Source organism: Microbacterium sp. HD4P20 (assembly GCF_019449275.2).
Classification (GTDB): domain Bacteria; phylum Actinomycetota; class Actinomycetes; order Actinomycetales; family Microbacteriaceae; genus Microbacterium.
The window spans coordinates 173,412-193,381 of record NZ_JAHZQZ020000011.1 but is presented as its reverse complement, the minus strand read 5'-3'; the positions used below and the strand labels follow the sequence as shown (position 1 = coordinate 193,381).

22 protein-coding genes are annotated in these 19,970 nt (G+C 70.9%); 7 read left to right on the top strand and 15 right to left on the bottom strand.

Translation table 11 applies throughout. The annotated features are described in order from the left end of the window. Nucleotides 1-15: 15 nt before the first annotated feature. From menC to K0817_RS04035, 3 genes are all read right to left on the bottom strand, one after another. Nucleotides 16-1,149 carry an o-succinylbenzoate synthase gene (gene menC, locus K0817_RS04045; RefSeq protein ID WP_219980083.1) on the bottom strand — a complete coding sequence of 378 codons (1,134 nt, stop codon included), beginning with the start codon at nucleotides 1,147-1,149 and terminating at the stop codon, nucleotides 16-18. 150 nt (nucleotides 1,150-1,299) lie between these two features. Continuing rightward, nucleotides 1,300-1,449, bottom strand: coding sequence for a hypothetical protein (locus tag K0817_RS04040; protein WP_219980082.1), 150 nt, complete (start codon nucleotides 1,447-1,449; stop codon nucleotides 1,300-1,302). 190 nt (nucleotides 1,450-1,639) lie between these two features. Continuing rightward, the gene (locus K0817_RS04035; RefSeq protein ID WP_219980081.1) at nucleotides 1,640-2,575 is read right to left on the bottom strand and encodes a cyclase family protein; all 936 of its coding nucleotides are present in this window, start codon (nucleotides 2,573-2,575) and stop codon (nucleotides 1,640-1,642) included. A gap of 487 nt (nucleotides 2,576-3,062) precedes the next feature. Here K0817_RS04035 and K0817_RS04030 point away from each other — a divergent pair, with 487 nt between their 5' ends. Next, on the top strand, nucleotides 3,063-3,863 hold the full coding sequence (locus K0817_RS04030) for an SDR family oxidoreductase (RefSeq protein WP_219980080.1): 801 nt from the start codon (nucleotides 3,063-3,065) through the stop codon (nucleotides 3,861-3,863). A 2-nt stretch (nucleotides 3,864-3,865) separates the two neighbouring features. Then, a complete protein-coding gene (locus K0817_RS04025; protein ID WP_219980079.1) occupies nucleotides 3,866-4,090 on the top strand; it encodes a hypothetical protein in 225 nt (74 codons plus the stop codon). Between the two features lie 12 nt (nucleotides 4,091-4,102). On the opposite strand, the gene K0817_RS04020 is transcribed toward K0817_RS04025, so the two are convergent. Continuing rightward, complete coding sequence (locus K0817_RS04020; RefSeq protein WP_219980078.1) at nucleotides 4,103-4,816, bottom strand: GNAT family N-acetyltransferase; 714 nt, start codon at nucleotides 4,814-4,816, stop codon at nucleotides 4,103-4,105. 97 nt (nucleotides 4,817-4,913) lie between these two features. On the opposite strand from K0817_RS04020, the gene K0817_RS04015 reads away from it, so the two are divergent. From K0817_RS04015 to K0817_RS04005, 3 genes are all read left to right on the top strand, one after another. Next, complete coding sequence (locus K0817_RS04015; RefSeq protein ID WP_219980873.1) at nucleotides 4,914-6,317, top strand: MFS transporter; 1,404 nt, start codon at nucleotides 4,914-4,916, stop codon at nucleotides 6,315-6,317. A gap of 81 nt (nucleotides 6,318-6,398) precedes the next feature. Continuing rightward, nucleotides 6,399-8,030, top strand: a complete 1,632-nt coding sequence (locus K0817_RS04010) for a peptide MFS transporter (RefSeq protein ID WP_301339661.1) — start codon at nucleotides 6,399-6,401, stop codon at nucleotides 8,028-8,030. Nucleotides 8,031-8,226: 196 nt separating this feature from the next. Next, the gene (locus K0817_RS04005) at nucleotides 8,227-8,406 is read left to right on the top strand and encodes a hypothetical protein (RefSeq protein WP_219980077.1); all 180 of its coding nucleotides are present in this window, start codon (nucleotides 8,227-8,229) and stop codon (nucleotides 8,404-8,406) included. On the opposite strand, the gene K0817_RS04000 is transcribed toward K0817_RS04005, so the two are convergent. Next, entirely contained in the window at nucleotides 8,392-9,618 is a 1,227-nt protein-coding gene (locus K0817_RS04000; protein ID WP_219980076.1) for an MFS transporter, read from the bottom strand. The two genes, K0817_RS04005 and K0817_RS04000, sit on opposite strands and share 15 nt — an antisense overlap. Nucleotides 9,619-9,696: 78 nt before the next feature. Between K0817_RS04000 and K0817_RS03995 the strand changes: the two genes are divergently transcribed. After that, nucleotides 9,697-10,083, top strand: coding sequence for a MerR family transcriptional regulator (locus tag K0817_RS03995; protein ID WP_219980075.1), 387 nt, complete (start codon nucleotides 9,697-9,699; stop codon nucleotides 10,081-10,083). A gap of 35 nt (nucleotides 10,084-10,118) precedes the next feature. Further along, nucleotides 10,119-10,994 carry a formyltetrahydrofolate deformylase gene (gene purU, locus K0817_RS03990; RefSeq protein WP_219980074.1) on the top strand — a complete coding sequence of 292 codons (876 nt, stop codon included), beginning with the start codon at nucleotides 10,119-10,121 and terminating at the stop codon, nucleotides 10,992-10,994. 220 nt (nucleotides 10,995-11,214) lie between these two features. Here purU and K0817_RS03985 read toward each other — a convergent pair whose 3' ends face one another. The 10 genes from K0817_RS03985 to pcaH form a co-directional block, all read right to left on the bottom strand. Beyond that, entirely contained in the window at nucleotides 11,215-11,997 is a 783-nt protein-coding gene (locus K0817_RS03985; protein ID WP_219980073.1) for an IclR family transcriptional regulator C-terminal domain-containing protein, read from the bottom strand. Between the two features lie 43 nt (nucleotides 11,998-12,040). Beyond that, nucleotides 12,041-12,700 carry a cyclodeaminase/cyclohydrolase family protein gene (locus K0817_RS03980; RefSeq protein ID WP_219980072.1) on the bottom strand — a complete coding sequence of 220 codons (660 nt, stop codon included), beginning with the start codon at nucleotides 12,698-12,700 and terminating at the stop codon, nucleotides 12,041-12,043. Nucleotides 12,701-12,900: 200 nt separating this feature from the next. Next, complete coding sequence (locus K0817_RS03975) at nucleotides 12,901-14,070, bottom strand: thiolase family protein (protein WP_219980071.1); 1,170 nt, start codon at nucleotides 14,068-14,070, stop codon at nucleotides 12,901-12,903. A gap of 1 nt (nucleotide 14,071) precedes the next feature. Next, nucleotides 14,072-14,764: a 3-oxoacid CoA-transferase subunit B gene (locus K0817_RS03970; protein WP_219980070.1), complete on the bottom strand. Its 693-nt coding sequence runs from the start codon at nucleotides 14,762-14,764 to the stop codon at nucleotides 14,072-14,074. Then, nucleotides 14,761-15,585 carry a 3-oxoacid CoA-transferase subunit A gene (locus K0817_RS03965; protein WP_374209520.1) on the bottom strand — a complete coding sequence of 275 codons (825 nt, stop codon included), beginning with the start codon at nucleotides 15,583-15,585 and terminating at the stop codon, nucleotides 14,761-14,763. Before K0817_RS03965 ends, K0817_RS03970 begins: the two co-directional genes overlap by 4 nt. Nucleotides 15,586-15,831: 246 nt before the next feature. After that, entirely contained in the window at nucleotides 15,832-16,230 is a 399-nt protein-coding gene (gene pcaC, locus K0817_RS03960) for a 4-carboxymuconolactone decarboxylase (RefSeq protein ID WP_219980069.1), read from the bottom strand. Continuing rightward, the gene (locus K0817_RS03955; protein ID WP_219980068.1) at nucleotides 16,227-17,018 is read right to left on the bottom strand and encodes an alpha/beta fold hydrolase; all 792 of its coding nucleotides are present in this window, start codon (nucleotides 17,016-17,018) and stop codon (nucleotides 16,227-16,229) included. Before K0817_RS03955 ends, pcaC begins: the two co-directional genes overlap by 4 nt. Beyond that, nucleotides 17,015-18,511 (bottom strand): lyase family protein, encoded by a 1,497-nt coding sequence (locus tag K0817_RS03950; RefSeq protein ID WP_253735162.1) that lies wholly within the window; start codon nucleotides 18,509-18,511, stop codon nucleotides 17,015-17,017. Before K0817_RS03950 ends, K0817_RS03955 begins: the two co-directional genes overlap by 4 nt. Next, nucleotides 18,501-19,088: a protocatechuate 3,4-dioxygenase subunit alpha gene (gene pcaG, locus K0817_RS03945; RefSeq protein ID WP_219980067.1), complete on the bottom strand. Its 588-nt coding sequence runs from the start codon at nucleotides 19,086-19,088 to the stop codon at nucleotides 18,501-18,503. The genes K0817_RS03950 and pcaG overlap by 11 nt, the downstream gene beginning before the upstream one ends. Then, entirely contained in the window at nucleotides 19,088-19,957 is an 870-nt protein-coding gene (pcaH, locus tag K0817_RS03940) for a protocatechuate 3,4-dioxygenase subunit beta (RefSeq protein ID WP_219980066.1), read from the bottom strand. The genes pcaG and pcaH overlap by 1 nt, the downstream gene beginning before the upstream one ends. Nucleotides 19,958-19,970 lie beyond the last annotated feature (13 nt).

The window sequence follows — 19,970 nt, the reverse complement described above, 5'->3', positions numbered from 1 at the left end:
CAGGACCTCGACGGCCTATCGCGTGAGGGTCTCACGCGCGACGGTGAAGTCCTCCCACGCGACCCGGTCGATCTCGACGCCGAGACCGGGGCCCGTCGGCACGCGCACGTGGCCGTCCTCGAGCACCGCCGGCTCGGTCACGATGTCGCGCGTGTAGAAGCGGCTCGAGGCCGACACGTCGCCGGGGAGAGTGAAGCCCGGCAGCGCGGCGAGCGCGGCGTTGGCGGCGCGGCCGATGCCGGTCTCGAGCATGCCGCCGCACCACACCGGCACGCCGGCATCCCGGCACCGGTCGTGGATGCGGACCGCCTCGAGATATCCGCCGACGCGGCCGGCCTTGATGTTGATGACGGATGCCGCGCCCAGCGCGAGTGCGTCGGCCGCGGCCTTGTCCGACACGATCGACTCGTCCAGGCACACCGGGGTGCGCAGCTGCCGGGCAAGCTCGGCGTGGTCGACGAGATCGTCCTCCTGCAGCGGCTGCTCGATCAGCAGCAGGTCGAACCGGTCCAGCTCGGCCAGGGTTGCGGCATCCGCCAGCGTGTACGCCGAATTCGCGTCGACCTGAAGCGGGATCGTGCCGAAGGCGTCGCGCACGGCGGCCGTGTCGGCGACGTCGCGCCCGGGCTTGATCTTGATCTTGATGCGGACGTAGCCGTCGTCGAGGTAGCGCCCGACGGCATCGACCAGCGCCGCCGGATCCCGCTGGATGCCGACCGACACCCCGCTGGGCACCCGGTCGTGCACAGCGCCCAGGTACTCGCCGAGCGGGCGACCCTCGGCGCGCAGCGCGGCATCGAGGACAGCGAGCTCGAGCCCCGCCTTCGCCATGCGGTGGCCCTTGAAGGGTTCGAGCATCCCGGCGACGTCTTCGGGAGCCAAGCGAGGGCGATCGAGGAGGGCGGGCGCGAGGAACCGCAGCGCCACGTCCCACGCGCCCTGCGTGTACTCGCTGGAGTACAGGGGGTCGGCCTGCGTGACGATCTCGCCCCACCCCTCGCCGTCGGCGGTGAGCGCCCGCACGACGATCACCTCGCGTACGGTCTCGGTGCCGAACGACGTCGTGAACGGAGATACGAGCGGCAGGTGCAACACCCTCAGCTCGAATCCTTCAAGGGCGACGGATGCCGTGGGCCGGGCGATGGGCATGGGCTCAGCGTACGCCGGAGCCGTCTCGCGGGGCTCCGGCACGTTGCCCAGATCAGGTGATCCGGCCAGGACCGCCCCGGCGCCGCGCGGCCGTCCTGCCTGCGCCGGAACACCCGTTCCGGGCAGGAGAAGGGTCGCGCCCGGCGCGGCTCAGTGGGCGAACCGCACGCCGGATCCCTCGCGCGGCACGACCACATAGGTCGAACGGGCGCGACGGGGGCGCCGCCGACGCGGAACCCGACGGGCGTCACGGTTCGCACCGGTCAGTACGGCGATCAGCGTTTCGATGTGCTCGCGCATGGCGCTCCTCCTCTGCTCGGAGTGAAGGAGCGGCTCGGCGCGGGCCTGATACGTCGCGGCGGGCACTTCCACAGGAGAAAGCGGCCTCCACAGGACGAACACGCCTCGAAACCTCCTGCGGAAGGCCGGTTGACCTGTCGAGCTGTGCCGCCGTCTCAGCGGCGTGGCCCGGTGACTGCGCGCCGCCGACTCAGCCCTCGATCTCGGCGAAGGCCCGCACCGGGAACGTGCCGAATCCCTCGACGGCCGGCGGCGCGGCGGTGAAGCGCGCACCGCGCGGCGGAAGCCCGCCGAGGTTCGTGAGGTGCTCGACGACGTGCACTCCCGCGCCCAGCAGCAGCGAGTGCGCGGGCCGTTCGCCGCCAGACTCGGTGTCGTCGATGTTGAGCGAGTCGATGCCCACGAGCACGGCGCCCGCCTCGATGAGCCACTGCGCGCCCGCGCCCGTGAGGAACGGGGCACCCGCGCCGTACTCCGGCCGTCCGAACCAGCGGTCCCAGCCGGTGTGCAGCAGAACGGCAGCGCCTCGCACGTCGCGATCGGCCAGGGTCTCGGGGCGGATGCCTCGGCGCGTGGCATCCCACGCATCCTCCAGGTGGAACACCTCGGCGCGCAGCCCGACGAGCGACGTCAGGTCGAGGCCGGCCAGGTCGGGGCCCGAGGCGTAGCGGTGGAACGGCGAGTCGAGGTAGGTGCCGGTGTTGCCGATCATCGTGATGACTTCCATCGCGAACTCGGTGCCCGGGGCGTAGCGCGCCCGCGAGTCCTCACGGGTCAGGTGCGGAGTGATCGTGGGAGCGGGCAGACCGGGGTAGGTGACGAGTCCGGCACGGATCGGGTGGCTGAGATCGACGACGCGACGGGATGCCGTGGCGGCAGCATCCGGGATCGTCTCGACCCCGCGGCTTCCGCGGTGGGGCTCTTCGACGATGCGCAGGCCGCGCAGCTCGACCTCGTCGACCAGCGCGAGTCCGAGGTGCTGGACCAGCAGCGTCGCGACCTCCGGCTCGCCGAGGTCGGCCGAGGGCAGGTCGAGTCGGAAGCCCGTGCCCGCGAGGCCGCCGCCGTTGGCGAAACGGATGTCGAAGTCGAAATGGGCGCGGTACTGCGCGGGCGTCTGCGGCATCGCGCCAGACTACGGGCCCGGCCATCCGCCCATCATCCGCCCGGCGGACAATGGCGCGGATCTCGGAGCATCTGGCAGAAATCCTCCGCCGGTCGCGACACGCTCCGCCCGGCGGAGGGGTGCTACCCCGCCCACCCCGACACGCCCCGCCCGGCGGAGGGGTGCTACCCCGCCCACCCCGACACGCCCCGCCCGGCGGAGCGGCGCTGCCCCGCCCACCGCGACATGCTCCGCCCGGCGGACAATGGCGCGGATGTCGGAGCATCTGGCAGAAATCCTCCGCCCACCGCGACACGCTCCGCCCGGCGGAGGGGTGCTGCCCCGCCCACCCCGACATGCTCCGCCCGGCGGACAGGCGCTTCCCCACCCACCGCGACATGCTCCGCCCGGCGGAGCAACGCTTCGCGGCCGTCGGGACGGCATAGCCCGTCGCGCCCGGGATGGCAACCCCGTGCCGGCGGGCGCCACGCCCGCCTAGCGTCGAGCCATGGAGACCTTCGCCTTCGCACCCCGCCGCGCGATCGTCACCGCCTCGGACTCCGGCATCGGCAAGGCGACCGCGCTCGCCGACGCGGGCCTCGACGTCGGGATCACATGGCACTCCGACGAGGAGGGCGCCCAGCGCACCGCCGGCGCCGTCCGGGAGCGCGGCCGCACCGCCGAGGTGACGCGGTTCGACGCGACCGACCTCGATCACGTCGGGCCCACCCTCGACGAGCTGACCGAGCGGCTGGGCGGCGTCGACGTGTTCGTCAACAACGCCGGCGGCGGTTCAGGCGGCCCCTTTCTCGACGTGAGCCTCGCGGACTGGCGGCAGATCGTGGCGCTCAACCTCGACGGCGCCTTCGCCGGACTGCAGACGGCGGCGCGGCACATGGTCCGCGCGGGCCGCGGCGGGCGACTCATCGCGGTCACGAGTGTGCACGAGACGCAGCCGCGCGTCGGCTCGGCGGCTTATGTCGCCGCCAAGCACGGCCTGGGCGGGCTCATCTCGACGATGGCGCAGGAGCTGGGCGAGCACGGTGTCACCGCGAACGCCGTCGCCCCGGGCGAGATCGCGACCCCCATCAATCAGATGGACTCCGACGATGCCGGGCACACGCACCGCCCCGGCATCCCGCTCGGCCGCCCCGGCAAGCCCGAAGAAGTGGCAGCGGTGATCGCCTTCCTGGCGTCGCCGGCCGCAAGCTACGTCACGGGCGCGAGCTGGACCGTGGACGGCGGGATGCTGCAGATGGGCCCGCAGGCCGGGTCGCACGTGACCGACGACTCGTGGCGAGAGGGATGACGATGGACGGCGAACGACGGACCGACCGGGACGAGGGAACGAGCGACCCGACCGGCATGACCCACGATGAGAAACGGCGCGACCAGCTGCTGGCGGCCCCCGGCGCGGTCGAATCCGACGCCGACCCGCGTATCGACGTGACGCACAGGCCCGGGGTGACGCGCATCGATATCCGCGACGACGCCGACGTGCGGCCGGGCGACCCGACGAAGGATCCTGAGGACTGAGTCCCGCCTGCCCTACCCGCGGACGAGCAGGTAGCCGCGCTCGTCGTCGAAGCCGCCGATCCGCAGGCCCTCGGCCAGGTGCCCGACGAGGCCCTCGCGTACGCGCAGACGCCAGGCCGCGGCATCCGTCGGCGCTTCCCGGCGCAGTGTCTCGATGTCGCGCGGGATCTCGACCGACGCAACCACCCGGTCGGCCGGCGGCGTCGGCACCGGCGGCGCGGCGAGCGCCCACGACACCATGATGCGATCGGTCTCGTCGCCGCGGTTGACGCCGTCGTCCATCGGTCCGTAATGGTTCACGAGGTACTCGGTCACGCGTGTGCCCAGCACGCGCAGATTGAAGTGCGCGTTGCGTGCCACGAGAGGGTCGAACGTCCACGTGATGTGCCCCACTTCGCGGGCCAGCGCCCACTCGCGCTGGTGCTGCTTGAGCACGCGCCCGAGCCCTTGGGACTGGTGGTCGGGCAGCACGCCGGTGATGTGGCTGTGCATCGATCGCGTGGCGGGCGCGGCGAAGAAGGCGACGGATGCCCCGACCATGCGGTCGCCGTCGTACAGGCCGACGGCGTAGTTGCCGGCGTGAGCGAGGGCGCGCAGCAGATTCGGCGGCATGCCGCCGCGGTCGCCGCCCCATACCTCGGCGAGCACTTCGGAGGCGCGGAACACCTCTTCGACCGTGTCGAGCGCACGAATGGCAATGCCCGGCGGAGTCCCTGTCTGACCCATGCCCCCAGTCTGCACCCGCAGAGCCCCTCCCTCACGGCGCCGATAGCCTGGACGGATGGCTGACGGGGATGAGGACGCGAGAAGACGACTCACCCGGATGCCACGGCAGGGCGCGATCGTGGCGGTCCTGGCGGTCGCGGGGCTGTGCTCGTCGTTCATGTTCACGCTCATGGTGCCGATCCAGTCGAAGCTGCCCGAACTCCTGGACGCCAGCCGCGAAGACACCGCGTGGGTCGTCACCTCGACGCTGCTCGCGGCGGCGGTCATCACGCCGATCTCGGGCCGCTTGGGCGACATGTACGGCAAGCGCCGAATCCTGCTGGTGCTCGTCGCCGTCATGATCGTCGGCTCGGTGATCGCGGCGCTGTCGCCGGGAATCATCGGCATCATCCTCGGGCGCACGCTGCAGGGCGCCATCGTGGGCGTCGTGCCCCTGGGCATCTCGATCATGCGCGACGTGCTGCACGAGGACCGGGTCGACTCCGCGATCGCGTTCATGAGTGCGACGCTCGGCGTCGGCGGCGCGCTCGGCCTGCCGATCAGCGCCTTCGTCACCGAGCGCAGCGACTGGCACATGCTGTTCTGGATGGCGGCGGTCCTCGGCGCGGTCGTGTTCGTGCTGGTGCTGTGGGTCGTGCCGGTGAGCGTGCTGCGCACCGCGGGCCGCTTCGACTTCGTCGGTGCCGCCGGGCTCGCCGTCGGCCTCGTCGGCGTGCTGCTCGCGATCTCACGCGGCAACGAATGGGGCTGGGCATCGCCCGCGGTGCTCCTCTCGGGCCTCGGCGGTCTGGCGGTGCTGCTGCTGTGGGGCTGGTTCGAACTGCGCATCGCCGAGCCTCTCCTGGATCTTCGCGTCGCCGCGCGCCCCGCGGTGCTGCTGACCAACATCGCCTCGATCGCGATGGGGTTCTCGCTGTTCGCGTCGAATGTCGTGTATCCGCAGATGCTCGAGCTGCCCGTCGCCACCGGTGCGGGGTTCGGGCTCTCGCTCCTGGCGGCGAGCCTGGTGGTCATGCCGTCGGGGCTTGTGATGATGCTGCTCTCCCCGATCGCCGGGCGCATCGCGCAACGCACCGGGCCCAAGCTCCTGCTGCTCCTCGGCGCGATCTCGCTCATCGTGGCGTACGGCTTCACGCTGCTGTTCTCCTCCGAGGTCTGGCACCTCGTCGTCGCGAACATCCTCATCGGCGCGGGCATCGGCTTCGGCTATGCATCGATGCCGATGCTCATCATGCGCTCCGTGCCGCAGAGCGAGACCGGCGCATCCAATGGCCTGAACGCGCTGTTCCGCTCCCTCGGCACGAGCACGGCCGCCGCCGTCATCGGCGCGGTGCTGGCCAGCTACGCCGTCGACTTCGAAGGGGTGCCCGTTCCGACGTCGCAGGGATTCACGATCTCGCTCATCCTCGGCGGAGCGGCCGCGATCATCGCCCTCGGCATCGGACTGTTCATCCCGTCCCGGCGAGCGCCGGAGGAGCGGCATCCGTCCCTCCGCAACTGAGACTCCCGCTCGCCGCCTACTGACGAGGGACGGACCTGAGCGCTAGCCTGACCTCATTGTCAGGGGTGACAGGAGCGAGTCATGGTTCGGGGCGACGACCGCAGTCCGCACGACGAGCAGGAGCCGGAGCAGGTTCCGGTCGGACCACCTGAGGGCGCCACCGCGGCGGGTGAGCCGTACGCCGAGACGCGTGCGGGGCGCCGCGCGGCGGAGGCCAGCGGGACGGATGCGGCAGCCACCGTGGCCACCGTGGCCACCGACGAGGACGACGGCTCCGACCACGACACCCGGTTCTTCGGCCAGCCGTGGGCGCTCGCGCACGTGTTCGGCGTGGAGATGTGGGAGCGCTTCAGCTTCTATGGCATGCAGGGCATCCTGCTCATCTACATGTATTACACGGTCGCCGAGGGCGGCCTCGGAATCGACCAGTCGGTGGCGACCGGCATCGTCGGCGCCTACGGCGGCACCGTGTACCTCTCGACCATCCTCGGCGCGTGGGTCGCCGACCGCCTGCTCGGCTCTGAGCGGGTGCTGTTCTACAGCGCGATCGTCATCATGCTCGGGCATATCGGCCTTGCGATCCTGCCCAATGTGTGGGGCCTCGGCGTCGGCCTGGTGCTCGTCGCCGTCGGATCGGGCGGGCTCAAGGCCAATGCCACGTCGGTCGTCGGCACGCTGTACTCCGAGAAGGACCCGCGCCGGGATGCCGGGTTCTCACTCTTCTACCTCGGCATCAACCTCGGCGCATTCTTCGGCCCGATCGTCACCGGTCTGCTGCAGTCCTCGATCGGATTCCACGCCGGCTTCGCGGCCGCCGCGGTCGGCATGGCTCTGGGCCTCATCCAGTACTCCTTCGGGCGCAAGCAGCTGCCGGCGTCGTCGCGCCGGGTGCCCAACCCGCTGCCGGCGAACCGGCGCCTGCTGTTCGTCGGCATTGCGGTCGGGGGCCTGGTCGTTCTCGCCGCGCTGGTGCTGATCGGGGTGATCCGGGCCGACAACCTCGCCGGCATCGTGATCCTGGTCACGCTCGGTGCCACGGTCGCGTACTTCATCGTGATCCTGGCCTCCCGCGCGATCAGCGCTGTCGAGCGATCACGCGTGTTCGGCTTCATCCCGCTGTTCATCGTGAACGTCGGCTTCTGGTCGCTGTATCAGCAGCAGTTCACCGTCCTGACGATCTACTCCGATCAACAGCTGAACCGCAGCATCTTCGGGTGGGAGATGCCGGTCTCGTGGGTCAATTCGATCAACCCGATCTTCGTCATCATCCTCTCCGGCGTCTTCGCGGCGGTCTGGACGAAGATGGGAACCCGCCAGCCCTCGACGCCGGTGAAATTCGCGGTGGGTGCGATCGTCATGGGCATCGCGTTCCTGCTGTTCCTGCCGTGGGCGAACGGCGCCGCGAACTCCACGCCGCTGCTCGCGATCGTCGGCATCCTGTTCGTGTTCACGATCGCCGAACTCTTCATCTCACCGGTCGGACTCTCGGCGTCGACGAAGCTCGCACCCCAGCACTTCCACACCCAGATGGTGGCGCTGTACTTCTTGTCGGTCGCGCTCGGCACCTCGATCGCCGGCTGGCTCGCGCAGTTCTACGACCCGACCAACGAGGTGCCGTACTTCACGATCCTCGGCTTCATCGCGATCGGCCTCGGCATCGCGCTGTGGTTCTCGGTCAAGCCGGTGCTGGCACTCATGAAGGGCGTGCGGTGACGGATGCCGCGGCTCGGTCATAACCGGCATCGATGAGCGCGATAACTTAATCGGTCTTCGCTGATGCCCCTTCGACGCACGTCGAGGTGATCGTCGAGAGCTTCCTGTCGATGACCCACTTCATCGCCGGCACGCGGCGCATCGGCGTGATCCAGACCGCCATCGCTCCCCTCGCGGTCCGTGCGGGGGCGTGCGGGTGGTGCGCCTCCCCTTCACCCCCACCCCGCTCACCAACGCGCTGTGGTGGCATCCCGTGCATGGCCGCGATCCCGAGCACGCCTGGATGCGGGACCTGTTCGTGGAGGCCGGCCGGATCGTGGATGCCGGAGCCCACGTCGCTCAGACGTCCGGCACTCCCGGGTCACCCCCGCGCTGAGGCTGCCAGCCTCGCCTTTGCCAGCATCACGCCCACCACCCCGAACACCGCAGCGACCACCATGGCCGAAGCCGATACCGCCGTGATGACGGTGGGCGCGGTCTCTCCCCCGACCACGCCACCCAGCCACGGTCCGACGGCGATGCCGACGTTGAAGAGCACGACGATCCCCGCACTGGCGAGGGTGCGTGTGCGTTCGGTGGCGATGCGCATGAGCGTCGTCTGCAACAGGGGGAAGAGCGCACCGATCGCAAACCCCCACACCAGCAACGCGCCGACGACCGCGGCGACAGCGCCGGCGGCGACGGTGAGGACCGTGAATGCGACCGCGAACGCCGCGAGGATCGCCACGAGCGAGCCACGGGGGAACCGGTCCGCCAGGAGCCCGGCGGCCACGACTCCCACCATGCCGGCGAGGCCGTAGGCGAACAGCAGCGCCGCGGCCCACTCGGCGCCGATCATGGCAGACACCTCGAGGTAGGGCCGGATGTAGGTGAACGAGGCGAACTGTGCGACGGCGATCAGGACGGCCGCCGCGCCGAACGCGGCCAGCGCCGGCAGGGAGGGGTCCCGCCAGAAGCCGCGAGCCCGGTCTTCCGGAGCCGCCGCAGCCGGCACATAGCGCGGCATCCCCCGCACCACGATGACGCCGATCACCAGGGCGATGCCTCCCAGCACCACGAAGGCGGCGCGCCACCCGATGGCCTGTGCGAGCAGGGTGGCAGCCGGCAGCCCCGCGACCGTGGCAGCCGTGCCTCCCGCGGTGACGATCGCGAGCCCGCGACCGAGATGGGAAGGAGCCAGCAGCGAGCTGGCATAGACGATCACGACGGCCCAGAAGACACCGTGCGCCGTCGCGGCCACGATGCGCATCGCGAAGGCGAACCCGTATGACGGCGCGAGCGCCGTCGCGAGATTGGCCAGCGCGAAGAGGCCCAGCGACACTCCGACCACGAGGCGCCGGTCGACGCGTGAGACGGCCTTCGAGAGCGGGATGCTCGTCACGATCACCGTGAGCGCCCACACCGAGATCAGCAGTCCCACCTGCATCGAAGAGACCCCGAGGTCGGCCGCCATCTCGGGCATCATGCCGGCCGGAAGCGATTCTGCCGTCACCGTCACGAGCACGGCGAAGCTCAGGATGAGCAGGGCGCGCATCGGAAAGCGCGACGAGGAAGCGGATGCCTCGGTGGCGGGCGTTGTCGTCGTCATGATGCGAGGCTAAACTTTGACATCAATGTCAATGTCAAGCCCGCTATGAACATCGGGCCCTGACCGGGACGAGGCGACATGAAGATCGGCGAACTGTCGGAGCGCACAGGCATTCCGACCCGGATGCTGCGCTACTACGAGCAGCAGGGTCTGCTGTCGTCGAGCCGGGCCGCGAACGGCTACCGGTCGTACGACGAGTCGGATGTCGAACGCGCCACGCGCGTGCGCGGCCTCGTGCAGGCGGGCCTGTCGACGCGCATGACGAAGGTCGTGCTCGACATCGAGCGGCAGTGCGAGCTCGCCGCTCCCCCGCAGTGCTCGCAGGCTCTGGCCGCGGAGCTCGCCACCGAGCTCCAGGCGCTGGATGACCGGCTGGCCTGCCTGACCAAGAGCCGCGACGCCGTGGCGCGCTTTCTCGAACTCACCCGGCACGGCGACCTGGTGCAAGGCATCCGCACTGCCTGATCGTCCGGGTGCGCAGGACGCGGCAGAATCGAACAATGCCCGCGTCTCCGAATCTCCTCGCCGACCACGCCTGCCTCATCGTCCACGGCAGTGACCGTCCCGGGATCGTCGCCGTAGTCTCGGCGATGATCACCCGGATCGGCGGCAACATCGTCGCGTTCGACCAGTACTCCGACGACCCGACGGGGGGCGCGTACTTCCAGCGAGTGGTGTTCCACCGCCCCCGCTTCGCCGCGGACCGCCCGCAGATCGAGGCCGAGCTCGAGGCGACACTGGCCGACTTCGACCTGGAATGGTCTCTCACCGACCAGTCGGTTCCCAAGCGCATGGCGATCCTCTCGTCGCAGCAGGACCACTGCCTGCTCGACCTGCTGTGGCGGCACAGGCGTGGCGACCTCCCCGTCACGATCCCGATGGTGATCTCGAACCACACCACCTCCGCCGAGGACGTACGGTCGTTCGGCGTGCCCTTCTTCCACGTGCCGTCGGTGCCGGGCCCCGACAAGTCCGCGTCCGAGGCGAAGATCGTCGAGCTGCTGAAGGGCAACGTCGACTTCGTCGTGCTGGCGCGCTACATGCAGATCCTGTCGGGTGACTTCCTCACGCAGCTCGGCGTGCCGGTGATCAACATCCACCACTCCTTCCTGCCGGCTTTCATCGGCGCCGAACCGTATAAGAAGGCGAAGCAGCGCGGCGTCAAGCTCATCGGCGCGACGTCGCATTACGTCACCAACGACCTCGATGAGGGACCGATCATCGAGCAGGACACCGTGCGCGTCACCCACGCCGACTCGGCTGCCGAACTCGCCCGCCGCGGCGCCGACGTCGAGCGTCAAGTGCTCTCGCGTGCCGTGCTGTGGCACGCCGAGGACCGCGTGATCCGCCACGGCAACCACACGATCGTGTTCTGACCCGGCCTGACCCGGCGCTCGCGGCATCCGTCATCGTCCACGCCTGAGCCGCCCCGGCGCTCGCGGCATCCGTCATCGTCCACGCCTGAGCCGGCCTGACCCGGCGCTCGGGGGTCACGCCACGCGGCATCGCGCGGGCGATCCCGCGTGTTGCGCCACCCGAACCGGCGCGATCCGGGCGGTCGGCGAGCGAGCGGGGGGCCGCCGGCCGGCGAGCGGTTCAGACGAGGCGCAGCTCGGCGTCGATCGCCGTGGCCGTCGCGAGAAGCTTCGGCAGGTACTCCGCCTCGAGCCGGTCGAGGCTGTCGCGCGTCGCACTCGTCGAGACGTTGACCGCAGCGACCACATCGCCGCGACGGTCGTGCAGCGGCACGGCGACAGAGCGCAGGCCCGGTTCGAGCTCGCCGTCGACCAGCGCCCATCCCTGGCCGCGAACGTGCACGATCTCAGAGCGCAGCGCGGCCGCTTCGGTGAGGGTCCGCTCGGTCAGCGACTCGAGAACGGATGCCTCGAGCAGGCCCTCCAGCGCAGCATCCGGCATTCCCGCCAGCAGTACCCGCCCCATCGACGTCGCGTACGCCGGGAACCTCGTGCCGATCGTGATGCGCACGCTCATGATGCGGCGCGTGGGCACGCGCGCGATGTAGACGATGTCGGTGCCGTCCAGGACCGCCGCCGAGACGCTCTCGTCGACCTCGTGCGAGAGACGCTCGAGGTGAGGCTGCACGATCTCGGGAATCGACACGGCGCTGAGGTAGCTGAATCCGAGCTCGAGCACCCTCGGCGTGAGGGCGAAGCGGCGGTCGTCGGCGCGCACGTATCCGAGCTGCTCGAGCGTCCGCAGGAACCTGCCCGCGGCGGCCCGCGTGATCCCGGAGCGCCGGGCGACGTCGCTCAGCGTGAGCTCGGCGTGCTCCGCGTCGAACGCACGGATCACCGCGAGTCCGCGCGCGAGCGACTGCACGAAGTCGCCCGAGGGCGCCGACTGGGGCTCTTCACTCACTCGCCGTGCTCCTCGCGGGTGGAACGGGTGTCCGTACGCGAGACTATCGCGCCCCATCCGCCGTCCCACGGCCCCGCCGGCCGCGCGGGCCCAACCCGGCGAGCATGCGGGCCAGCTCGCCGCGGGCATCGGCGATCTCGCGCAGCTCTGCGTCGGCCCGCGCGAGGGTGTCGTCCAATCCGTCGCCGGGAGCGCGATGCGCGTCGAGCAGATCGAGGTCTGCGCGAGCGGTCGCCACGACGCCAGCGAGCGCGGCCGCGAGCGCCTCGCCGGCGACGACCAGGTCGGCTTCGACGTTCGGATTGCCGACGTCGGCGAGCAGACGCACCTCCGCGAGGAGGGATGCCGCCACCCGCCCCACCGCGAGCGACGAGTCCGTCGCCTCCACGGTGGCCGCCCGCACGGCGCTCTCGCGCTCGGGGCCGTCGTCCATCGCGAGCGCGGCTCCGAACCCAGCCGACCGGACGCCGTCGGCCTCAGCGGCCGCGGTCGCCTGACGCCGGACGCGGTCGAGGCGCGTGCGCGCCGACGCGGCCTCGGGCTCGCCGGGCGTGTAGGCGGCGACCATGCCCAGCAGTGCCGCCGCGATCGCGGTCATGACCGCGCACGCCGCACCACCGCCCGGGGCGCCGTGGTCCTCCGCGAGCCGGTCGAGCCACTCGTCGAGCGGGGTCGCAGCGGGGATGAGATCGTCGTCGGCCATGGTCCTCCTCAGCGTCGCGTCGCGGTCGGTGGCGACGGATGCCGTCACCCTATGGTCTGGACGGTCAAGGCCCCCGGGGCTTGACTCCGTGTGTCGAGACCGCACGTACTCGCCGAGAACGCATATCCTGCGCGCCAGGAGCATGCGGTCTCGGCGAGGCCGTACGGTCTCGACGGCAGGGGGCGCGTCCCGGGGCGGGCTCAGCGCTCGAGCACCACCGCGAGGCCCTGGCCCACGCCGATGCAGAGGGCGGCGACGGCGACGCCGCCGCCGCGGCGCTTCAGCTCGTGCGCGGCGCGCCCGATGATGCGTCCGCCAGAGGCGCCGAGCGGATGCCCGATCGCGATGGCACCGCCGTGGATGTTGAGCTTGGCGGGGTCGAGCTCGGTCCACAGCTTCAGGCACGCGAGGCTCTGCGAGGCGAACGCCTCGTTCAGTTCGACGACGTCCACGTCCGCCCATGTGCGGCCGGCTCGTGCGAGGGCGAGGTCGGCCGCTTCGACCGGCGCGACACCGAAGACGTCGGGGTCGTTGCCGAAGACGCCTCGACCGGTGATGCGAGCGAGGGGCTCGGCATCCATCGCCCCTTCTCTTCCGAGCAGCACGGCCGAGGCTCCGTCGTTGATCGACGACGAGTTGCCGGCTGTCACGGTGCCGTCCGTAGCGAAGAGGGCCTTGAGCCCCGCGAGCTTCTCCAGCGTCGTGTCGGCGCGGATGCCCTCGTCACGGGTGAGCTCGGCGCCCGGCACCTGCACGATCTCGGCGTCGAACACGCCGTCGGCCCACGCCTGGGCGGCACGGGTGTGGCTCTTCAGCGCGAACGCGTCCTGCTCTTCACGCGAGATGCCGTAGATCGAGGCGAGCTTCTCGGCCGACTCGCCGTTCGAGATCGTCCACTCCTTCGGCAGCGCCTTGTTGACCATGCGCCACCCGATCGAGGTGTTCCACAGCGTCTGGTTGCCGACGGCCGGCCACGGCTTGGGTGACTTCTCGACGACGAACGGCGCGCGGCTCATGGACTCGACACCGCCCGCGAGCACGATGTCGGCGTCTCCCGCCTCGATCGCCCGTGACCCCTGGATGACCGCCTCGACGCTCGAGCCGCACAGGCGGTTGACGGTCACTCCGGGCACGCTCGTCGGGAACCCGGCGAGCAGCGCACCCATGCGCGCGACGTTGCGGTTGTCTTCCCCCGCCTGGTTTGCGTCGCCGAACACGACCTCCTCGATGCGGGCAGGATCGAGCCCGGTCCGCTCGACGGTCGCCTTCATGACGATGGCCGCGAGGTCGTCGGGGCGTACGCCTGAGAGCGCTCCGCCGGCGCGGCCGAACGGCGTGCGGACGGCGTCGTAGATATAGGTGGACGGCATGTCAGTTCCCTTCGACGGATGCTGCGGCCGAGACCGGGCTCAGATCGAGTCCGGTCAGCTCGGACAGCGACGCGACGGTGTTGTCTCCGAAAGCCTCTCGCACGGCGAAGCCGTCGGCGGTGACGTCGAAGATCGCGTGATCGGTGTAGACGCGCGTGACGCACCCCACGCCGGTGAGCGGATACGTGCAGGCCTGGACGAGCTTGGACTCGCCGGACTTGGTGAGCAGATCCGTCATGACATAGACGTTCTTCGCACCGATCGCGAGATCCATCGCGCCACCCACGGCCGGGATGGCACCCGGCGCGCCGGTGGACCAGTTGGCGAGATCGCCGCGCTCCGAGACCTGGAATGCACCGAGGACGCACACGTCGAGGTGCCCGCCGCGCATCATGCCGAAAGAGTCGGCGTGGTGGAAGTACGCCGACCCGGGCAGCGCCGTGACGGGCTGCTTGCCGGCGTTGATGAGGTCGGGATCGATCCGCTCCGGCTCGGGCGCCGGGCCCATGCCGAGCAATCCGTTCTCGGTGTGCAGGATGATCTCGAGGTCGTCGGGCAGGAAGTTGGCGACCAACGTGGGTGCGCCGATCCCGAGGTTGACGTACGAGCCCTCCGGGATGTCGGCGGCAATGCGAGCGGCGAGCTGCTCGCGGGTGATGCGGCTGGCCGCGGCGCCAGGCTGCTGAGAGTTCACTGGTCCACCTCCGCTGTGGCCGCGGCTGGGCCCACGCGCCCGGAGGCTCCGCGCAGCGCGCCAGCGCTGTGTGGAGAGGGCGTGGGGACCGGTCTCGCCAGCGGCCGCCCCTCGATATCGACGCCGCCGACGAACTCACCGCCGCGCAGCCAGGCGCGCTCGCCGACCGCGACGACGCGATCGACGAAGATGCCCGGCGTCACGACGTTCTCGGGTTCGAGCGACCCGAGCGGCACGATCTCGTCGACCTGGACGATCGTGGTCGCCGCGGCCGACGCCATGATCGGGCCGAAGTTGCGCGCGGTCTCTCGGTAGACGAGGTTGCCCCAGCGGTCTGCGCGGCGCGCGCTGATGAGCGCGACGTCGGCCTTGATCGGATACTCGAGCACGTACGTGCGGCCGTCGATCACCCGCTCCTCCTTGCCTTCTGCCAGCTGCGTGCCGACGCCGGTCGGGGAGAAGAAGGCGCCCACGCCGGCACCCGCCGCGCGGATGCGTTCGGCCAGGTTGCCCTGCGGCACCAGCTCGAGCTCGATCTCGCCGGCTCGGTACAGCTCGTCGAAGACCCACGAGTCGTGCTGGCGAGGGAACGAGCACAGGATCTTGCGCACCCGCTTCTTCGCAAGCAGCGCCGCGAGCCCGACGTCGCCGTTGCCGGCGTTGTTGTTCACGACGGTGAGATCGGTCGCGCCTTGTGCGATGAGCGCGTCGATGAGCTCCACCGGCTGCCCGGCACGCCCGAACCCGCCGATCATGACGGTCGCGCCGTTCTGGATGCCGGCCACCGCCTCGTCGACGGATGCCACGGTCTTGTCGATCACTATGCCTCCGTGTTCGCTGTGCGAACGCTTGTACGTATTGCGGCCAGTCTAGCGAAGCGGCCGCGATAGCGGAAGCCCCGGCGGTGGACCGCCATGAGCACGTCGCCAGGACGGCGCGCCGCATCCCGTCGCCGCATCAGGAGATCTCGTGGGGGCGAAGGTGGGGGCGCGCGGGTGGGGGCGAAGGTGGGGGCGGGCGGCGGGGTGGCAGGAGGGTCGCGGGCGAGCGGGCGGCGGGACCGCGCGTCACTCCGCGGCGAAGACCTCGTTCGCGATGCGGAAGGCGGTGTTCGCGGCGGGGACGCCGCTGTACACCGCGGACTGCAGGATGATCTCGCGGATCTCGTCGACCGTGAGCCCGTTGCGCAAGCCCGCGCGCAGGTGCATCGCGAGCTCTTCGTGGTGCCCGTGTGCGATGAGCGCCGTGATGACCGCGACCGACCGGGAACGGCGATCTAGGCCCGGCCGGGACCAGATATCGCCCCACGCGACGCGGGTGATGAAGTCCTGGAAGTCCGCGGTCAGTTCGCTCGTGCCGGCGATCGCGCGGTCGACGTGGTCGTCTGACAGCACCTCGCGGCGCACCACCATGCCCCGGTCGTACCGCTCCTCATCCGAGAGCCCTTCGCCGGCAGGTCTGGTCATGCGCTCGTCCCCTGTCGTTGCTGCGCGAAGAAGTGCACGAGAACGGATGCCACAGCCTCGGGCTGTTCGGCGGGTGGCAGGTGTGCGGCGTCCGGGATCTCGTGCGTGCGCCCGCGGGTGACACCGTCGGCGATCTCGTGTGCCTTCGAGTCGGGCGCGACGGCGTCGTGCGCACCCCACACCGCGAGGATCGGAGCGTCGATGCGCCCGAGGTCGGCGCGCACGTCGTACGCGGCGAGCGCCTCGCAGCACAGCGCGTAGCTTTCGTCGTCGGCGTCCTGCAGCGCGTGCAGCAGCCGGCCCGACAGCTCGGGGCGGCGAGCGACCGAGTCGGGTGCGAACCAGCGCTGCGCCGATGCGACGATGAGGCTCGACGTCGACTGGGCACGCACCTGGGCAGCGCGCTCGTGCCATGCCTCGGGTTCGCCGAGCTTGGCACCGGAGGCGAGGATCGCCGCCGCGGTGACGCGATCCGGATGCCGCAGCGCGAGCGCCAGTCCGACGGCTCCGCCCAGCGACACCCCGGCGTAGAGGAACGGTCCGTCCACCGCGTCGGCGACGGCATCGGCGAGGTCGGCGACCGTGAAGGGTTCCGTCGCCGGCGAGGACACACCGTGCCCGGGCAGATCCCACGCGACGACCCGGTACTCACCGGCGAGCGCGGGTGCGACGTCCTCCCACAGGATCGTCGAGGTGCCGAGCGACGGCCCGAGCACCAGGAGAGGCGCCGCGTCGGCGCCGACGGAGGGACGGCCGAGGGGCGTGAGGGCGATCGATGGGGCGGTCATGCTTCCTCCCGCCGCTCGCCGGGTTCGCTCTCGGTCGCGATACCGGCACCGGCATCGGCATCGGCACCGGCATCGGCACCGGCGGCCGCGTTCCGGCGATGCCCGGCGACGGCCTGATCCACGAGCTGCGAGGCCAGCCCCGAGTACGCGGCGGGGTCGAGGAGGGCATCGACATCGAGGTCGGCGGCCTCGGGCAGTGCGGCGACGAGCTGCCGCAGGTCGCCGCCCGCGCCGGCGGCCGTGACGAGGTCGCCGACGCGATCGGCGCCGATGCGAGGGCCGAGCACGAGCGACAGCCGCTCGGCGACGATGAGGCCGTGCGTGGCGGCGAGGTTGCGGGCAACGGCGGCCGTGTCGACGTGCAGGCCCTCGACCAGACGCTGGGCGTTCGCGGTGGCCCCCAGCGTGAGTCGCAGCAGCTCGCGCAGGGTCGGCCATTCCGCGTGCCACGCGCCGTCGGGGCGCTCGTCGACAGCGAGCGCCGAGGCCAGGTGCAAGGTCGCCCCGAGTTGCGGCGCGCGCAGCGCGGCGGAGCGGATGAGAACGGATGCCGCGGGGTTCTGTTTCTGCGGCATCGCCGACGAGCCGCCGGCCGCTCCCTCGGCGAGCTCGCCGATCTCGGTGCGGCTGAGGGTGGCGACGTCGGCGGCGATCACGCCGACGGCGTCGACGGCCTGCACCAGGGCGTCGCCGAGCTCGGTCACCGGCCACCGCGTGGTGTGCCACGGTGCCTCGGGGGCCGCCAGTGCGAGCTCATGCGCGAAGGACGCGGGAAGCATGGTCGCAACGGCACGTGCGCTGAGCGAGGAACGAGACGGAGCATCCGTCCCCGCGATCTCGACGAAGGAGGCCAGGGTGCCGCCGGCCCCACCGAGCTGGGCGGGAAGCTCGCGCCACACCGCCTCGAGCCGGTCGGCGGCACGTCGCACGCCACGCAGCCAGGTCGCCGCACGCAGACCGACCGTGGTCGGCACCGCGTGCTGCGTGAGGGTCCGTGCCGCGCCCACCTCGTCGCGGCGCGAGCGCGCGAAGCCGCGCAGCGCGATCTCGGTGTGCCGCAGCGATGCCGCGGCCTGGATCGCGGCGCGACGCCCGATGACCATGAGCGCCGAGTCGAGGATGTCCTGGCTCGTCGCGCCGCGGTGCAGCCACACGCGGGCCGGATCGGAGAGGCGGTCCTTGAGTATGCGCACCAGCGGGATCACCGGGTTGCCGCCCGAGACCGAGGCCGCCGTCAGCGCGCCGAGGTCGACGCCGTGGCCGCGGCATCCGCGCAGCTCTCCCGCCCAGCCGAACTCGGTCTCGATCTCGTCGACGACCTCGCCGGGCACGAGGCCGGCGGCGGCGTAGGCGCGGACGAGCGCGACCTCGGCGGTCACGAGCGCGTCGAGGACCGCAGCATCCGTCACGGCCGCGTCGTGACCGACGGTCACCGGCGACAGCAGCCCGGCGTCCCCCGCGAGGGGAGGGCCGGCGGATGCGTCAGAAGGCAAGGAACACGGTCTCCTTCTCGCCCTGCAGATGGATGTCGTGGTGCAGGTGTCCGTTGGGCAGGCGCGTCGCGACGAGCGTAGCGCGCTCGCCCTCCTCGAGCGAGGACAGCAGCGGATCGGCCGCCAGCAGGTCCTCGGCCTCGGGCAGGTAGATGCGCGTCACGAGCTTGTCGGGCAGGCCGCGCGCGAAGACCACGACCGAGAAGAACGGTGCTCCACCGTCGACCGATCCGGGGTTGCGGGTCCAGAACTCGTAGCGACCGACATCGGTCGTCGCCGCCCGGCCGAAGCCGGTGAACGAGTGGTCGTCACGGCGGAACGCGCCGTGGGCCCGCGGGATCTCGCCGTTCTCGTCGGCACTCCAGATCTCGACGACCGCGTCGGGGATGGGGGCTCCGGCGCCGTCGAACACGGTGCCGCCGACCACGATCGCGCCGGGGCTGTGCGGGAAGACGACCTCGTGCTTCTTCTGATAGTCCAGGCCGAAGGCGAAGAACGGTCCGACGGTCTGGCCGCCGGTCGGCTCATGCGTCTTCTCGCCCAGGTCACGCTTCGCGCGTGCGGATGCAGCGGCCATCAGTGCTCCCCCTCCTCGGGCTCGAACCACGTGGCATCCGGTCCGTCCACCACGATGTCGAAGCGGTAGCCCATCGAGAACTCTGGCACCGAGAGATCGTGGTCGTACAGGCCGATCAGGCGGTCGCGGTCCTTCTGGCGCCAAATGGTGTTGTAGATGGGGTCGAGCGGGAAGAGCGGATCCCCCGGAAAGTACATCTGGGTGACGAGGCGCTGCGTGAATCCCGAACCGAAGATCGAGAAGTGGATGTGCGCGGGTCGCCACGCGTTGACGTGGTTCTTCCACGGGTACGCGCCCGGCTTGATCGTCGTGAACTTGTAGTAGCCGTCGTCGTCGGTGACGATGCGACCGGCGCCGGTGAAGTTCGGGTCGAGGGGGGCCGGATGCTGGTCGCGCTGGTGGATGTAGCGGCCCGCGGCGTTGGCCTGCCAGAGCTCGACGAGCTGGTTCGCGACCGGGCGGCCCCAAGAGTCGAGCACGCGGCCCTCGACCGTTATGCGCTCACCCTGCGGCTCGCCGGTGTGCTGCAGCGTCAGGTCCGACTCGATCGCGGCGACGTCGCGCTGACCGAACGCGGGAGACCACAGCTCGATCGTCTCGGGGTCCACGAGCTTGGGGTTCTTGGTGGGGTGGCGAAGCAGCGTCGAGCGGTACGGCGGGAAGTCGTGCAGGCTCATGTTGAGCCGTTCGCCCGCCGCCTCGCGGCGTGCTGCGGCGGCGTGGTAGTCGATGATCTCCTGCGTGATCTCGCCCTGGGTGAGCTGGTCGGGCGAGGCGAGCAGCGACTCCGGCGCGGCGGCCGCCTGCTCGAGCACGACCGAGGACGAGAACGCCTCCTCGCCCCGGGGATCGGGTTCGGCTGAAGTCATGAGGTCTCCTTCG